Source organism: Streptomyces sp. ISL-87, assembly GCF_018614095.1.
Lineage (GTDB): Bacteria > Actinomycetota > Actinomycetes > Streptomycetales > Streptomycetaceae > Streptomyces.
Genome location: NZ_JAGGOY010000047.1, coordinates 64748 through 81090, shown reverse-complemented (window position 1 = coordinate 81090; position 16343 = coordinate 64748). Strand labels below are relative to the sequence as shown.

Below are 16343 nucleotides of genomic sequence, written 5' to 3'. Positions count from 1 at the left end.
GAGCAGCACCGTCGCCCCGTACCGCCCCGCAAGCTCCCGCACCGCCGCCAGCCGCCCCGCCTCCACCGACTCCCGCGACGTACCGAGCAGCGCCGCCGCCTCCCCCGCATGCGGCGTCAGCAGCGTCGCCGCCGGCCGGGCACGCAGCACCTCCGGGTCCAGCCCGCGCAAACCGTCCGCGTCCACGAGCACCGGCACTGGCACCGGGTCCGAAAGGACCTCGGCGACTTCCCCGGCCCGCCCCCCCCCCACCCCCGGCCCGACCACCCACGCCTGCACCCGCCCCCGCCCGATCAGCGTCTCCGGGTACCGCGCGAGCACCGCATCCGCCGCCGGCCCTACGTACCGCACCGCGCCCGCGCCGCCCCGCAGCGCCCCCGCCACCGCGAGCACCGCCGCGCCCGGGTACTGCAAGGACCCGGCGACGATCCCGACGACACCCCGCCGGTACTTGTCACTCGACGCCGTCGGCGCCGGCAGCAGCGCCGCCACATCACGGTGCTGCAAAGCCTCCACGGCGACGTCGGCAGCCCCCAGCCCGATGTCCACCAGCCGCACCACGCCCGCCCACGACGCCCCCGGATCAATCAGCAGCCCCGGCTTGTAGGCCCCGAAGGTCACCGTGACATCGGCCCGTACCGCCGCCCCCGCCACCTCCCCGGTGTCCGCGTCCACCCCGCTCGGCAGGTCCACCGCGACCACCACCGCGCCCTCGGGGATCCGCTCCACCAGCGCCGCGGCGGCCGGGCGCAGCCCGCCGCGCCCCCCGATCCCGACGAGCCCGTCCATCACCAGGTCCACGCCCCGCCGCGGAACGGACCGCTCCACCCGGCCGCCCGCCGCGAGCAGCGCCGCCAGGCCGCCGCCGTGGACCCGCGCCGGATCCATTGGCACCGCCGTCACCCCGGCCCCGCGCCGCGCCAGCCGGGCGCCCGCGTACAGCGCGTCCCCGCCGTTGTCCCCCGGTCCGACCAGCAGCACGACCCGCGCCCCGTACACCCTCCCCCGCCGCCGCGTGAGCAGCCCCGCGCACACGGCGGCCAGCCCGGCCGCCGCCCGCTGCATCAGGGCGCCTTCGGGCAGCCGTGCCATCAGCTCGCGCTCGGCGGCCCGTACGGTCTCCACGCTGTAAGCAGTACGCATGGGACCAGCCTGCCCGAAAGGCGGGCCCTACCCCTCGGCAATCACCACGGCGGATGCGACGCCCGCGTCGTGGCTCAGCGAGATGTGCCAGGACTTCACGCCCAGCGCCACCGCCCGCGCCTCGACCGTCCCGGACACCCGCAGCTTCGGCTGCCCGGTGTCCTCGACGTACACCTCGGCGTCGGTCCACAGCATCCCGGCGGGCGCGCCAAGGGCCTTGGCCAGGGCTTCCTTGGCCGCGAACCGGGCGGCGAGCGAGGCGATACCGCGCCGCTCACCGCTCGGCAGCGTCAACTCGGCGTCGACGAACAGTCGTTGCGCCAGATTCGGCGTCCGCTCCAGCGCCGCACCGAACCGGTCGATCTCGGCAACGTCAATCCCCACACCGATAATCACAACACCAAGCCCCTACTCCACCAGGCCGCTACTCCACCGTCACGGACTTGGCGAGATTACGCGGCTGGTCCACCTCGTTGCCCCGCGCCGTCGCCAGCTCGCACGCGAACACCTGCAACGGCACCGTCGCCACCAGCGGCTGAAGCAGCGTCGGCGTCGCCGGGATCCGGATCAGGTGGTCGGCGTACGGCACCACCGCCTGGTCACCCTCCTCGGCGATCACGATGGTCCGCGCCCCGCGCGCCCGGATCTCCTGGATGTTCGACACGATCTTGTCGTGCAGCACCGAACGCCCGCGCGGCGACGGCACGACCACCACCACCGGCAGGTCCTGCTCGATCAGCGCGATCGGCCCGTGCTTGAGCTCGCCCGCCGCGAAGCCCTCGGCGTGCATGTACGCCAGCTCCTTGAGCTTGAGCGCACCCTCCAGCGCCACCGGGTACCCGACATGCCGCCCCAGGAACAGCACGGTGTTCTTGTCCGCCAGCGACCGCGCCAACTCCCGCACCGGTTCCATGGTCTCCAGTACGGTGTCCACGGCCGCGGCGATGTCCGACAGCTCCCGGATCACCGACTCGATCTCGTCGCCCCACTTCGTACCCCGCACCTGCCCGAGGTACAGCGCGACCAGATAGCAGGCCACCAGCTGCGTCAGGAACGCCTTGGTCGAGGCGACGGCCACCTCCGGACCGGCGTGCGTGTACAGCACGGCGTCCGATTCGCGGGGGATCGTCGACCCGTTCGTATTGCAGACGGCCAGCACCTTGGCGCCCTGCTCGCGCGCGTGCCGCAGCGCCATCAGGGTGTCCATGGTCTCGCCGGACTGCGAGATCGCGATCACCAGCGTCCGCTGATCCAGGATCGGGTCGCGGTAGCGGAACTCGCTCGCCAGCTCCGTCTCGCACGGGATGCGGGTCCAGTGCTCGATGGCCAGCTTCGCGATCATGCCCGCGTGGTACGCCGTACCGCACGCCACGATCACGACCTTGTCGACCTCACGGAGTACCGAGGCGGGGATGCGCACCTCGTCCAGGGTCAGCGAGCCGTTCGCGTCGATCCTGCCCAGGAGGGTGTCGGCGACAGCCTTCGGCTGCTCGGCGATCTCCTTGAGCATGAAGTAGTCATAACCCCCCTTCTCGGCCGCCGAGGCGTCCCAGTCCACGTGGTACGCCCGCACGGACGCGGGCGAACCGTCGAAGTTGGTCACCGAGACCCCGTCGCGGCGGAGCTCGACGACCTGATCCTGCCCCAGCTCGATCGCGGACCGGGTGTGGGCGATGAACGCGGCCACGTCCGAGGCGAGGAAGTTCTCACCCTCTCCAACGCCCACCACCAGAGGGGAGTTCCGGCGCGCGCCGACCACCACGTCCGGCTCGTCGGCGTGCACCGCGACCAGCGTGAACGCGCCCTCCAGCCGTCGGCAGACCCGCCGCATCGCCTCCGCCAGCCCCCCGGCCCCGGCCGCCCCGGCCCCAACAGCCCCACTGGCCCCGGCCCCCATGTCCGAGAACTGCTCCGCCAGCAGATGCGCCACGACCTCGGTGTCCGTCTCGGACCCCAGCCGGTGCCCGCGCTCGGCCAGTTCGGCGCGCAGCGCGGCGAAGTTCTCGATGATCCCGTTGTGCACGACGGCCACGCGCCCCGAATTGTCCAGATGCGGGTGCGCGTTGACGTCGGTGGGCCCGCCGTGGGTCGCCCACCGGGTGTGCCCGAGCCCCGTGGAACCGCCCGGCAGCGGGTGCCCGACCAGCTCCTTCTCCAGATTGACCAGCTTGCCTGCCTTCTTCACGGCGGCCAGCGACCCGTCCGCGAGCACCGCGACCCCCGCCGAGTCGTAGCCGCGGTACTCCAGCCGCTTGAGTCCGGCGATGACCACATCGAGCGCCGACTGCGCTCCCACGTAACCCACAATTCCGCACATAGGCCGCAGCGTACGCCGTAGTTGGCCTCCCGCCCGGTACCTGAGCAAGACGAAACCCCGCCCCGGCAAACGCGCCGGAGCGGGGTTGACGCTCACTCCTGGAATTGCCCCCAGAGGGTCCCGCCGAAGGGGTCAGCCGAGCTTCTTGGCCTGCGCGTCGATGACGGCCTTCGGCTGCTCGGCGGTACCGGTCAGGCTCAGGGCGGAGAAGGTCGCCAGGGTGTTGCCCTTGCGCACGACCACGAGCTGCGTCGTGAACTTCTCGCCGTCCGCGTCACCCTCCACGGTGTAGGCGAGCGCCTCGTCCCCGGCGGTGACGGCGGTGCCGGCGGCGACCTTGGTGATCTTGCCGGCCTCGCCGCCCTGGGTGGCGGTGTACCCGCCGGCGCAGGCCGTGCCCGCGGCCTTGAGGCCCGCGAAGGCCTCCTCCGCGCCCTTGCCGTCGTACGACGCGAGGGTGACGGCGGTCGCGGTGGTGCCGAGGGCATCCATCGCGGCCTTCATCTTCTCCTCGGGGCTCGCGTCCGCGGCGGGCTCCTTCGGCTTGCCGACGACCTTGGTCCGCGCGACCCCGCCCGCCTTGCCGAACGGGGTCATGGACTGCGCGTTGACCAGCGGCAGGCAGGCGGGCTTGTCACTGGTGGCCCCGGCCCCGGCGGTGGCCTCGGCGGGCGTGGCCGCCTTGAACTGGTGGTCGGGCAGATCGGCCTGAGCCACGATCAGCCCGCCCAGCTCCGCGTCCGTCTTCGCCTTGGCGGCGGGCGCCGCCGACGCGGCAGCGGCCCCGGCGGACGGCTTGGCGTCCGCCTTGGTGTCCCCCTTGTCGGACCCACAGGCGGTGGCCAGCACGGCCAGGGACACCGCCGAAGCGGTCAGGACGGTACGACGGACAAGTGCGGTACGCACGATGGATCTCCCCCACAACTCACAACTATGATCATCAGCAAATCTACGGGCACATCCGATCACCACACCGCGATTTACCGCCGTGGGCCGCCAATCGTGACCCCGCCGAGATCACAGACCAGAGATCACAGACTCAGAGATCACAGATCCAGAGATCCGAGATCAGATCACAGCGCGAGGCATGCACGTCACGCTCCGCCACCCCGGCCCTGCGCCCCCACGTGACCGACCACACCACCCACAACCGCCGCCGAGCCCCGACAATGGGGCCTGTGATCACTTCGCCGCCACGAAGCACGTCGGACAGCGCAACGGCGCGCGCCGACCGGCCCGAGCGCCCCGCCCCCCGCAGGACGCCCGACGCCTCCCCGTACGTCGACCTCACCCGCGCAGAGTGGAGCGCCCTGCGCGAGCGGACGCCGCTGCCCCTCACCGCCGACGAGGTCGAGCGGCTGCGCGGGCTCGGCGACGTCATCGACCTCGACGAGGTCCGCGACGTCTACCTGCCGCTCTCCCGTCTCCTCAACCTCTACGTCGGCGCCACCAGCAACCTCCGCGGCACCCTGAACACCTTCCTCGGAGACGCCGGCAACGGCCACGGCGCCCAGCAGGGCACCCCCTTCGTGATAGGCGTCGCCGGTTCCGTCGCCGTCGGCAAGTCCACCGTGGCCCGCCTGCTCCAGGCCCTGCTCGCCCGCTGGCCCGAGCACCCCCGCGTGGAGCTGGTCACCACCGACGGCTTCCTCTACCCCATGAAGGAGCTCCAGCGGCGCGGCCTGACCGCCCGCAAGGGCTTCCCGGAGTCGTACGACCGCCGCGCCCTCACCCGGTTCGTCGCCGACATCAAGGCCGGCAAGGACGAGGTCACCGCCCCGGTCTACTCACACCTGATCTACGACATCGTCCCGGGCGAGCAGCTCGTCGTCCGCCGCCCGGACATCCTCATCGTCGAGGGGCTCAACGTCCTCCAGCCGGCCCTGCCCGGCACGGACGGCCGGACCCGCGTCGGTCTCGCCGACTACTTCGACTTCAGCGTGTACGTCGACGCGCGCCCCGAGGACATCGAGCGCTGGTACCTCAACCGGTTCCGGAAGCTGCGCGAGACCGCGTTCCAGAATCCTTTCTCCTACTTCCGCAAGTACACACAGGTCTCCGAGGAGGAGGCCATCGAGTACGCGCAGACCATGTGGCGCACCATCAACAAGCCCAATCTGCTGGAGAACGTGGCCCCCACCCGCGGCCGGGCCACCCTCGTCGTACGCAAGGGCCCGGACCACAAGGTGCAGAAGCTCAGCCTCCGCAAGCTCTGAGCCGCGCACCGGCTAGGGTGCGGCCATGCTGCACCTTCGGTTGATCACCCCGGCCGACCGGACCGAGGCCGCCGTCTCGGTCATCGAATCGACGGTCGGCACCACCCACCTGGTCGTACTGCCGGGTGCCGCCCGCGATCCCCAGGGCGACCTGGTGCTGTGCGACGTTGCCCGGGAGGCGGGCGACGAGCTTCTGCACGGGCTCCAGGAGCTGGGCATCGACAAGGAAGGCTCGATCGCCGTCGAGAACATCGACCTGTCGCTGTCCCGGCGGGCCGACGAAGCCGAGAAGGAGGCCCCTGGCGAGGCCGCCGACGCGGTGCTGTGGGAGCAGCTGACCGAGGCCACCCACGAGGAGTCCACCCTCACCATCACCTATTGCGCGTTCATGATCCTGGCGACCATGATCGCGGCCTGTGGTGTCGCCCTCGACAACGCCATCCTGATCGTGGGCGCGATGGCGGTCGGTCCGGAGTTCGGCCCGCTGGCGGGCGTCTGCACGGGGGTGGTGCAACGACAGCCGCGCCTCGCGCTGCGGTCGCTGAGCGCGCTCCTGATCGGCTTCGCCGTGGCGATCGTGGCCACCACCGTCTTCAGCCTGGGGATGGACGCGATCGGGCAGTTCCACGGGGGGATGCTGGACATGCCCCGCCCCAACACCGGCTTCATCTGGCAGCCGGACCCGTTCTCCTTCGTGGTGTCGCTGCTCGCGGGCGTGGCCGGAGTGCTCTCCCTGACCTCGGCGAAGTCCGGGGCGCTGGTGGGCGTGGCGATCTCGGTGACGACCGTCCCGGCCGGCGCGAACGCTGCCGTGGCCCTCAGTTACGGTGAGTTCGCCCAGATGTGGGGCTCGATGGAACAGCTGCTGCTGAACCTGGGCGGGATCATGCTGGCCGGCGTACTGACCCTGTACGGGCAGAAAGCACTGTGGCGGACCCAGCGGGGCCGCTGGGTCCGCCGGCCGAAGGCCTGAGCGCGCCTGAGCACGCCTGAGCGCGCAGCCCCAAAACCCATCGGCCCCGTCCTCCGGAAGCTTCCGGAGGACGGGGCCGACGTCTTCACACCAGCGCGGGACACTCCCTAGCCGAGTGCCGACTTCACGGCGTCCGCGAGCCGGCCCGCCACCGCGCGGGCCTGCTCGATGTCGGCCGCCTCGACCATCACCCGAACGAGTGGCTCCGTACCGGACGGACGGAGCAGCACCCGGCCGGTGGTGCCCAGCTCGCGCTCGGCGTCGGCCACCGCCGCGGCCAGCTCGGCCGAGGTGTTCACGCGGGACTTGTCCACGTCCGGGACGTTGATCAGGACCTGCGGCAGCCGCTGCATGACCCCGGCCAGCTCGGCCAGGGACCGGCCGGTGGCCGCGACACGGGCGGCCAGCATCAGGCCGGTCAGCGTGCCGTCACCGGTGGTCGCGTGGTCGAGGATGATCACGTGGCCGGACTGCTCGCCGCCGAGCGCGTAGCCGTGCTCCTTCATCGACTCCAGCACGTACCGGTCGCCGACCCCGGTCTGCACGACCTGGATGCCCTCGGCCTCCATGGCCAGCTTGAAGCCCAGGTTGGACATCACGGTGCCGACCACGGTGTTCTCGCGCAGCTGCCCCGCCTCGCGCATGGCCAGCGCCAGCACCGCGAGGATCTGGTCGCCGTCGACCTCCTGGCCGGTGCCGTCCACGGCCAGGCAGCGGTCGGCGTCACCGTCGTGCGCGATGCCCAAGTCGGCCCCGTGCTCGACGACGGCCTGCTTCAGCAGCCCGAGGTGGGTGGAGCCGCAGCCGTCGTTGATGTTCAGGCCGTCGGGCTCGGCACCGATGGTGATGATCTCCGCGCCGGCCCGGGCGAACGCCTCGGGCGAGACGCGGGCGGCGGCGCCGTGCGCCTCGTCCAGGACGACCTTCACGCCGTCGAGGCGGTTGGGCAGGACCCCCATGAGGTGGGCGACGTACTTGTCGAAGCCCTCGTCGTAGTCGGAGACCCGGCCGACGCCGGCGCCGGTGGGCCGGTTCCAGGGAGCGCCCGTGCGGTGCTCGTCGTAGACGCGCTCGATCCGGTCCTCCAGCTCGTCGGCGAGCTTGTGGCCGCCGCGCGCGAAGAACTTGATGCCGTTGTCGGGCATCGCGTTATGGCTCGCGGAGAGCATCACGCCGAGGTCGGCACCCAGCGCGCCGGTGAGATACGCCACCGCCGGGGTGGGCAGCACACCGACGCGCAGGACGTCCACGCCCGCGCTCGCGAGGCCCGCGACGACCGCGGCCTCCAGGAACTCGCCGGACGCGCGGGGGTCGCGGCCGACCACGGCCATCGCCCGATGGCCCGCGAAGGTGCCTGCTTCGGCCAGTACGTGCGCGGCCGCCACGGAGAGGCCGAGCGCGAGCTCAGCCGTCAGATCCGCGTTGGCAACGCCTCGTACACCGTCCGTCCCGAAGAGTCGTCCCACTGTTGGTCCTCCCGAGTTCACTCTTTGTCGATGCGCAGTCCATGAACGGTCCACGACCGCTGTGACAGGTATGTGCCGCTTGTGGCGGTAAACGAACCGCCCCGACAGCACGGAGAGTGCTGCCGGGGCGGTTTCGTTGCAGAACAGCAGGCGCAGATTAACGCTTGCTGTACTGCGGAGCCTTACGGGCCTTCTTGAGACCGGCCTTCTTGCGCTCGACCGCACGGTCGTCGCGGGAGAGGAAGCCGGCCTTCTTCAGCGCCGGGCGGTTGTTGTCGACGTCCGCCTCGTTCAGCGCACGGGCCACGCCGAGGCGCAGGGCGCCGGCCTGGCCGGAGACGCCGCCACCCGCGATGCGGGCGATGATGTCGTAGCGGTTGTCGAGCTCGAGCAGCTTGAACGGCTCGTTGACTTCCTGCTGGTGCACCTTGTTGGGGAAGTAGTCCTCAAGGGTGCGACCGTTGATCTTCCACTTGCCGGTGCCCGGAACGATCCGGACGCGGGCGATGGCGTTCTTGCGACGGCCCAGGCCGGCGGCCGGCTGGGGGTCGCCGAAGCGACCGGCAAGGGACTCGGAGGTGTAGTCGCCCTCGACGACGACCTCAGACTCGGTGCTGTACTCCTCGACGTTGCCCTCGAACTCGTCGACGGGGGTCGTCTCGGCGGTGGTCTCGGCCACGATGCTCCTCAGAATTTTCTACGTCTTAGGGGGTGGCCGGAACTACTGCGCGACCTGGGTGATCTCGAACGCCACCGGCTGCTGCGCAGCGTGCGGGTGGTTCTCGCCCGAGTAGACCTTCAGCTTCGAGAGCATCTGACGGCCCAGGGTGTTCTTGGGGAGCATGCCCTTGACGGCCTTCTCGACGGCCTTCTCCGGGTTGTTCGCCAGGAGGTCGTCGTAGCGGACCGAGCGGAGGCCGCCCGGGTAGCCCGAGTGGCGGTACGCCATCTTCTGGGACGCCTTGTTGCCGGACAGGTGAACCTTGTCGGCGTTGACGATGATGACGAAGTCGCCCATGTCCATGTGGGGGGCGTAAGTCGGCTTGTGCTTGCCCCGCAGGAGGGCAGCGGCCTGGGTCGCCAGACGGCCGAGGACAACGTCCTGGGCGTCGATGACGAGCCACTGGCGCGAGATGTCGCCGGGCTTGGGGCTGTACGTACGCACGCGTATGCCTTCGCTTCTTCAGTGGTGGTATCCCATAGGGCGCAAGCCCCGCGGGAAGGGTCCTGACAGGGTCACCACGGACGATCACGACAGCCCTCGTTCACATCGGGGACGCAACCCGTGTGAACCGCTGGTTATCGGCCCGGTGGACCGGCGTAAGGCCCTTTCACGTGAGAATGAGCAAGCCAATACGCATAACAAACCAGCAGAATACCCAAGAAGACCCGTACGGGTCAAAACGCGGTCCGCGATGCCGATTCTGCTGGCGTCGCGGCGCACTCCGGTTCGGTCCTGGGTGGGGACCCCGCAGTTGTTACGGGCTCTAGAGTAACCCGACCGGAGCGCAGCGCACGACGCGCCAGCAGAATCGCGAGCCCGCACAGGGTGGCGCAGTCCTTGAAGGCGCGCCGCTTGTGGGCCAGCTCCGAGGGCCACGGGATCAAGGCCACCTGGGGCGTCAGCGCCAGCCAGAACCAGGGCGAGCGCGGCATCGAGCCCGGCCGGACCGCCGAGGCCAGCAGCAGCGGCAGCACCACGAGCAGGTAGTGGTCGAAGGACGGCCGCGAGACCAGGAATGCGGCGAGCATCACCATGCAGGCCGTCTCTACCAGCCGCAGTTCGCCCTGGTCGCCGTCGTCTGTCCGCCGCCACCGCGCCCACGCCCCCCACAGCCCGGCCCCGGCCCCGGCGAACGCCACCAGCACGGCCAGCGGCTCCGGCACCCCCAGCCGCGGCAGCACCGCGATCGGCGAGGCGTCCCACGGCAGCGCGTAGGAGTCCTGGCCCTGGAACAGGAACGGCAGGGTCTTGGTGAAGAACAGCGACGGGCTCGGCATCATCAGCGCGCCGGCCAGCGAGGTCCCCAGCGGCACCAGCACGGCCGCGGCCAGCCCCCGCCACTGCCGGGCCAGCAGGAACAGCAGCCCGATCGGCACCAGCATCGGCTTGCAGGCGATGGCCAGCCCGACCACCAGCCCGGCCGCGCCCCACGCCCTGCGGTGCGCGAGCAGCAGCGCCACCGGCAGCGCGGCCGCCGAGATGGCCGTCCAGTTCCCGATCAGCACGAGGTTCACGTACGGCTTGTAGGCGAGGGCCAGGACCGCGAAACCGCCGACCGCCAGGCGCGAGCGCAGCGGCACCGAGAACAGCCGCAGCGCGGCCAGCCAGCCGGCGCCCAGCAGCCCGGACATCCCGACCGGCAGCAGCCACCTCAGGGCCGTCTGCGGAAGCATCGCCTCCGGGACCGCCATGAGCACCGCGCTCGGCAGGTACAGGAAGCGCTTGTCCTCGTACGGCGAGCCGCCCGCCAGCAGTGTCTGCGCCGCCTTGACCACGAAGGCGTTGTCCGAGCCCCAGTTCTCCCGCAGGCTCGTGGACACGGCGATCCCGAGGAGGACCGCGAGGGAGACGGCCTTCCAGGACCGGGGCGCCGGCTTCAGCAGCCAGCCGACCAGCCGGTTGCGGGAGCCCGGCTCGGCGGCGCCGGACGGGTTGCCCCATTTCATGAGCCAGATGCTAGGCCGCAGCCCCACAGCGCCTCTCCCCTCGGCCCGCCGGGAGGCGGTCTCCCCCGGCGCTTGCGTCTCAGCGCTTCCGTCTCAGCGCCTGCATCTCAGCGCTTCCGTCTCAGCGCTTGCGCTCCACACGGCGCTCGTCCCAGACCGGTTCCTGAGTCTCTCGCACAACACCGTCCGAACCGAAGACCAGGTAACGGTCAAATGTGCGCGCGAACCAGCGATCGTGCGTGACGCACAGCACAGTGCCCTCGTACGCCTCCAGCCCGTCCTGCAAGGCCTCCGCCGACTCCAGGTCCAGGTTGTCCGTCGGCTCGTCCAGCAGCAGCGCCGTGGTCCCGGCCAGCTCCAGCAGCAGGATCTGGAAGCGCGCCTGCTGGCCGCCCGAGAGCTTCTCGAACGGCTGGTCGCCCTGGCGCTCCAGCTCGTAGCGGCGCAGCACGGCCATCGCGGCGCCCCGGTCCTTCGCGCTCTCCGTCCACAGGATGTCGACGAGCGTGCGGCCGAACAGCTCCGGGTGGGCGTGGGTCTGCGCGAAATGCCCGGGCAGCACCCGTGCGCCCAGCTTCCAGGTACCGGTGTGCTTGACGTCCTCGCCCGCCATCAGCCGCAGGAAGTGCGACTTCCCCGAGCCGTTCGAGCCGAGTACGGCGACCCGCTCCCCGTAGAAGACCTCCAGCGAGAAGGGCTTCATCAGGCCGGTCAGCTCAAGGTTCTCGACGGTCAGCGCGCGTACGCCCGTACGGCCGCCCTTGAGCCGCATCCGGATGTCCTGCTCCCGCGGCGGCTCTGGCGGAGGTCCCGCCTCCTCGAACTTCTGGAAGCGGGTCTGCATCGCCCGGTAGCGCGAGGCCATGTCGGGGCTGCTCGCCGCCTGGTTGCGCAGCCGCAGCACCAGCGCCTTCAGGCGGGCGTGCTCCTCGTCCCAGCGGCGCTTGAGCTCCTCGAAGCGCGCGAAGCGCTCCTTGCGGGCGTCGTGGTACGTGTCGAAGCCCGCGCCGTGCACCCATACGTCGGTGCCCATCGGGCTCGGCTCCAGGCTGATGATCTTCTCGGCGGCGCGGGACAGCAGCTCGCGGTCGTGCGAGACGAACAGCACCGTCTTGCGGGTGGCCTTCAGCTGGTCCTCCAGCCACCGCTTGCCCGGGACGTCCAGGTAGTTGTCCGGCTCGTCGAGGAGCAGCACCTCGTCGGGCCCGCGCAGCAGCGCCTCCAGGACGAGCCGCTTCTGCTCACCGCCGGAGAGCGTGCGCACCTCGCGGAACTGCGCGGTGTCGTACGGGATCGCCAGCGCGGCCATGGTGCAGACGTCCCACAGGGTCTCCGCCTCGTACCCCTGGACGTCGGCCCAGTCGCTGAGCGCCTGGGCGTAGGCCATCTGGGCGGATTCGTCGTCCACCGTCATGATCAGGTGCTCGGCCCGGTCGACGGCCTTCGCGGCCTCCCGGATCCGCGGCTGGGCCACGGAAACCAGTAGGTCACGCACGGTCGTCTCGTCCCGTACCGAGCCCACGAACTGCGACATCACGCCGAGCCCGCCGCTCACGGTGACCCCGCCGCCGTGCGGCTGGAGGTCACCGGAGATCAGCTTCAGCAGGGTGGTCTTGCCGGCCCCGTTCGCCCCGACCAGGGCGACCACCGAGCCCTCCCCCACCCGGAAGGAGACGTCGGGGAGCAGGACCCGCCCGTCGGGAAGGTAGTACTCCAGGTGGCTGGCTTCGAGATGTCCCATGCGAGGCATTCAACAGCCCCGCACGGGACCCGCCCAAACGGATTCCCCCGAAGTCGCCCACCGGGGAATAACAACCGCACAACGATCACGAGGCCCGGGCGGGAGCCCGTCAGCAGCAGCCCGCCCCCGGCAGCGTCCGCATGTTCCGCGCCTCCTTGCTGCGCGCGGCCAGCAGCTCGTCCGTTGGGTAGCCGACCTCCTCCAGCGTCAGCCCGTGAGGCTTCACGACGTGCACCGAGGAGTCCCGTACGCCCGCGGCCAGCACCTGGCCGGGCCACTCCACCGGCCGGTGGCCGTCGCCGACGTGCAGCAGCGCGCCGACCAGCGAGCGGACCATGTTGTGGCAGAACGCGTCGGCGCGGACGGTCGCGGTGATGATCCCGTCCTCGGCCCGCTCCCAGCTGAGCTGCTGGAGCGTACGGATGGTCGTGGCACCCTCGCGCTGCTTGCAGTACGCGGCGAAGTCGTGCTCGCCGAGCAGCGCGGTGGCGGCCTGGTTCATGGCGTCCACGTCCAGCGGCCACTGGTGCCACAGCACGTGCCCGCGGCGCAGCGGGTCGACCCCGGCCCGATGGTCGCCGACGCGGTAGGCGTAGCGGCGCCAGATCGCCGAGAACCGCGCGTTGAAGCCCTCGGGGGCCTCGGCCGCCTTCCACACCCGTACGTCGTGCGGCAGCCGTCCGGCCAGGCGGCGCAGCAGCTTGTCCTGGTGCTCGGCCCACACCTCGTCGGCCAGGTCGAACTGCGCGACCTGCCCGCGCGCGTGCACGCCGGCGTCGGTCCGCCCGGCCACGGTCAGCTCGACCGGGTACGGAAGCCGCATCACAGTCTGCAGGGCCGATTCCAGCTCGCCCTGCACGGTCCGCAGCACGCGCTGCTTCGCCCAGCCGGAGAATTCCTTGCCGTCGTACGACAGGTCCAGCCGCACCCGGACGTGCCCGGGCTCCACCTCGTCACTCACGTGACAGATCCTCTCAGACATGCAGAACGGGCCCGCCCCGGAAAGGGGCGGGCCCGTTCAGAGCCGATCAAGCAAGCGAGATCCCGGAGGATCAGGCCTCCTTGGTCTCCTCGGCGGGGGTCTCGACAGCCTCCGCCTCCTTGACCGCACGCTTGGTGGCGGCCTCGGCCTCACCAGTGGCCTGCTGGGCGACCGTCAGGGCCTCGACCAGCTCGATGACCGCCATCGGGGCGTTGTCGCCACGACGGTTGCCGATCTTGGTGATGCGCGTGTAACCACCGGGGCGGTTCTCGTAGCGCGGGGCGATCTCGGTGAACAGCGTGTGCACGATGCTCTTGTCCGTGATCGTCTGCAGCACCAGGCGACGGTTGTGGATGTCGCCCTTCTTGGCCTTGGTGACCAGACGCTCGGCGTAGGGACGCAGGCGACGGGCCTTGGCCTCGGTGGTGGTGATGCGGCCGTGCTCGAAGAGCGCCTTCGCGAGGTTCGCGAGAAGGTGCTTCTCGTGCGCGGCGCTGCCGCCCAGACGGGCACCCTTTGCGGGACGCGGCATGGTGTTACTCCTTCATATCTGCACCGGCCGTGTCAGGTACCGGTGTCAGTTCCCCCGAGGCGGATGCCGCGGGAAAGTTTCATCAGGGCCCTGGCGGGCCCGGGCGAATCAAGCCCGGCCGGCGATTGAGGCCAAGGACCTCAGCCGCCGGCGACGGGAAGAATCAGTACTGCTGGGTCTCGACGTTGCGATCCCCTGGGCCGGAGCCCAGCCGACTAGTACTGCTCGGTCTCGACGAAACCGGCGTCCGCGTCGTCGTCGGCGCCGAAGGCGTCGGCGGCGGCGGTCGGGTCGAATCCGGGCGGGCTGTCCTTGAGGGCCAGGCCCATGCCGGCCAGCTTCGCCTTGACCTCGTCGATCGACTTCGCACCGAAGTTGCGGATGTCGAGCAGGTCGGCCTCGGAGCGGGCGACGAGCTCACCCACGGAGTGGATGCCCTCGCGCTTGAGGCAGTTGTACGAGCGGACCGTGAGCTCGAGCTCCTCGATCGGCAGCGCCAGATCGGCGGCCAGGGCGGCGTCCGTCGGGGACGGGCCCATGTCGATGCCCTCGGCGTCGATGTTGAGCTCGCGGGCCAGACCGAACAGCTCGACCAGGGTCTTACCGGCGGACGCCATGGCGTCACGCGGGCGCATGGCCTGCTTGGTCTCGACGTCGACGATCAGCTTGTCGAAGTCGGTGCGCTGCTCGACTCGGGTCGCCTCGACCTTGTAGGTGACCTTGAGGACCGGGCTGTAGATGGAGTCGATCGGGATGCGACCGATCTCCTGGCCCAGCTGCTTGTTCTGGACGGCGGAGACGTAGCCGCGACCGCGCTCGACGGTCAGCTCCATCTCCAGCTTGCCCTTGCCGTTGAGCGTGGCGAGGACCAGGTCCGGGTTGTGCACCTCGACACCGGCCGGGGGCGCGATGTCGGCAGCGGTGACCAGGCCGGGACCCTGCTTGCGCAGGTACATCACGACCGGCTCGTCGTGCTCCGAGGAGACGACCAGCTGCTTGATGTTCAGGATGATGTCGGTGACGTCTTCCTTGACACCCGGCACGGTGGTGAACTCGTGCAGGACGCCGTCCACGCGGATGCTGGTGACAGCGGCACCCGGGATCGAGGACAGGAGCGTACGGCGCAGGGAGTTACCGAGGGTGTAGCCGAAGCCCGGCTCCAGCGGCTCGATCACGAACCGCGAGCGGTACTCGTCGACGACCTCTTCGGTCAGCGAAGGACGCTGAGCGATAAGCATGTCTGTGTTCCTTCATTCGTGGACGCCCACTATTTGACGCCCGACGGGTACAGCACTTACAGCAAGGGTACGGGCGGCACGTCCCCCCGAAGGGGTTCGTACCGCCCGGACACTCAAAGACGCACAGGCGTCCGCTGCGTCAGACGCGGCGGCGCTTCGGCGGGCGGCAGCCGTTGTGCGGGGTGGGGGTGACGTCCTGGATCGAGCCGACCTCGAGGCCGGTGGCCTGGAGGGAGCGGATCGCGGTCTCGCGGCCGGAGCCCGGACCCTTGACGAAGACGTCAACCTTGCGCATGCCGTGCTCCTGCGCGCGGCGGGCGGCCGACTCGGCGGCCATCTGCGCGGCGAAGGGGGTGGACTTGCGCGAGCCCTTGAAGCCGACGTGGCCGGCGGAGGCCCAGGAGATCACGTTGCCCGAGGGGTCGGTGATCGAAACGATGGTGTTGTTGAACGTGCTCTTGATGTGGGCGTGCCCGTGAGCGACGTTCTTCTTTTCCTTGCGGCGCACCTTCTTGGCAGCGCCCTGACGACCCTTGGGGGGCATCTAAATCTCCTACGGGAGGTGGTCGGTCCTACAGCGCAAGACCGCTGAACAGGACTACTTCTTGCCCGGCTTCTTCTTACCGGCGATCGCGCGACGCGGACCCTTGCGGGTACGGGCGTTCGTGCTGGTGCGCTGGCCGTGCACGGGCAGGCCACGACGGTGACGAATGCCCTGGTAGCACTGGATCTCCACCTTGCGGCGGATGTCGGCCTGGATCTCGCGGCGGAGGTCACCCTCGGTGCGGAGGTTGGCGTCCACGTACTCGCGGATCTTGACCAGGTCCTCTTCGGCCAGGTCACGAACGCGGGTGTTCGGGTTCACACCGGTGGCCTCAAGGATTTCCTTGGACCGGGTGCGACCGACACCGAAGACGTAGGTAAGTGCGATCTCCACACGCTTTTCGCGCGGGATGTCAACACCGGAAACGCGTGCCATTCAATGGCTCCTGTGTGTTCGGGGGTCTTCCGCAGTGCCACTCCCGACCGCCGACCACGCCTGATGGGTGGTGGTACGTCCGAGTC

The 16343-nt window shown here is 70.3% G+C and carries 16 protein-coding genes; 2 read left to right on the top strand and 14 right to left on the bottom strand.

The annotated features are described in order from the left end of the window. The 4 genes from J7I97_RS19150 to J7I97_RS19135 all read right to left on the bottom strand — a co-directional run. A partial coding sequence (locus tag J7I97_RS19150; RefSeq protein ID WP_214936460.1) for an NAD(P)H-hydrate epimerase occupies positions 1–1143 on the bottom strand: 1143 nt, incomplete at its 3' end. 27 nt (positions 1144–1170) lie between these two features. Then, positions 1171–1539, bottom strand: coding sequence for a holo-ACP synthase (locus J7I97_RS19145; protein ID WP_214936458.1), 369 nt, complete (start codon positions 1537–1539; stop codon positions 1171–1173). Between the two features lie 28 nt (positions 1540–1567). Next, positions 1568–3460: a glutamine--fructose-6-phosphate transaminase (isomerizing) gene (gene glmS / locus J7I97_RS19140; RefSeq protein ID WP_214936456.1), complete on the bottom strand. Its 1893-nt coding sequence runs from the start codon at positions 3458–3460 to the stop codon at positions 1568–1570. Positions 3461–3592: 132 nt separating this feature from the next. Beyond that, on the bottom strand, positions 3593–4366 hold the full coding sequence (locus J7I97_RS19135) for a hypothetical protein (RefSeq protein WP_214936454.1): 774 nt from the start codon (positions 4364–4366) through the stop codon (positions 3593–3595). Positions 4367–4629: 263 nt separating this feature from the next. On the opposite strand from J7I97_RS19135, the gene coaA reads away from it, so the two are divergent. After that, the gene (coaA, locus tag J7I97_RS19130; protein ID WP_214936452.1) at positions 4630–5676 is read left to right on the top strand and encodes a type I pantothenate kinase; all 1047 of its coding nucleotides are present in this window, start codon (positions 4630–4632) and stop codon (positions 5674–5676) included. Between the two features lie 25 nt (positions 5677–5701). Next, positions 5702–6649, top strand: coding sequence for a DUF389 domain-containing protein (locus J7I97_RS19125; protein ID WP_214936450.1), 948 nt, complete (start codon positions 5702–5704; stop codon positions 6647–6649). 107 nt (positions 6650–6756) lie between these two features. On the opposite strand, the gene glmM is transcribed toward J7I97_RS19125, so the two are convergent. From glmM to rpsM, 10 genes are all read right to left on the bottom strand, one after another. Beyond that, positions 6757–8115: a phosphoglucosamine mutase gene (gene glmM, locus J7I97_RS19120; RefSeq protein ID WP_214936448.1), complete on the bottom strand. Its 1359-nt coding sequence runs from the start codon at positions 8113–8115 to the stop codon at positions 6757–6759. Between the two features lie 157 nt (positions 8116–8272). After that, a complete protein-coding gene (gene rpsI, locus J7I97_RS19115) occupies positions 8273–8794 on the bottom strand; it encodes a 30S ribosomal protein S9 (RefSeq protein WP_214936446.1) in 522 nt (173 codons plus the stop codon). Positions 8795–8836: 42 nt separating this feature from the next. Then, on the bottom strand, positions 8837–9280 hold the full coding sequence (gene rplM, locus J7I97_RS19110; protein ID WP_214936444.1) for a 50S ribosomal protein L13: 444 nt from the start codon (positions 9278–9280) through the stop codon (positions 8837–8839). Positions 9281–9513: 233 nt separating this feature from the next. Then, positions 9514–10785 carry a glycosyltransferase family 87 protein gene (locus J7I97_RS19105; protein WP_251049677.1) on the bottom strand — a complete coding sequence of 424 codons (1272 nt, stop codon included), beginning with the start codon at positions 10783–10785 and terminating at the stop codon, positions 9514–9516. Between the two features lie 121 nt (positions 10786–10906). Then, on the bottom strand, positions 10907–12526 hold the full coding sequence (locus J7I97_RS19100) for an ABC-F family ATP-binding cassette domain-containing protein (RefSeq protein ID WP_374195494.1): 1620 nt from the start codon (positions 12524–12526) through the stop codon (positions 10907–10909). Between the two features lie 109 nt (positions 12527–12635). Beyond that, a complete protein-coding gene (truA, locus tag J7I97_RS19095) occupies positions 12636–13487 on the bottom strand; it encodes a tRNA pseudouridine(38-40) synthase TruA (protein ID WP_214936438.1) in 852 nt (283 codons plus the stop codon). Between the two features lie 91 nt (positions 13488–13578). Beyond that, a complete protein-coding gene (gene rplQ / locus J7I97_RS19090) occupies positions 13579–14040 on the bottom strand; it encodes a 50S ribosomal protein L17 (protein ID WP_030154710.1) in 462 nt (153 codons plus the stop codon). Positions 14041–14255: 215 nt separating this feature from the next. Continuing rightward, on the bottom strand, positions 14256–15278 hold the full coding sequence (locus J7I97_RS19085; protein WP_008739666.1) for a DNA-directed RNA polymerase subunit alpha: 1023 nt from the start codon (positions 15276–15278) through the stop codon (positions 14256–14258). 139 nt (positions 15279–15417) lie between these two features. After that, a complete protein-coding gene (gene rpsK / locus J7I97_RS19080) occupies positions 15418–15822 on the bottom strand; it encodes a 30S ribosomal protein S11 (RefSeq protein WP_003956432.1) in 405 nt (134 codons plus the stop codon). Between the two features lie 54 nt (positions 15823–15876). After that, on the bottom strand, positions 15877–16257 hold the full coding sequence (rpsM, locus tag J7I97_RS19075) for a 30S ribosomal protein S13 (RefSeq protein ID WP_214936437.1): 381 nt from the start codon (positions 16255–16257) through the stop codon (positions 15877–15879). Between the last annotated feature and the right edge of the window lie 86 nt (positions 16258–16343).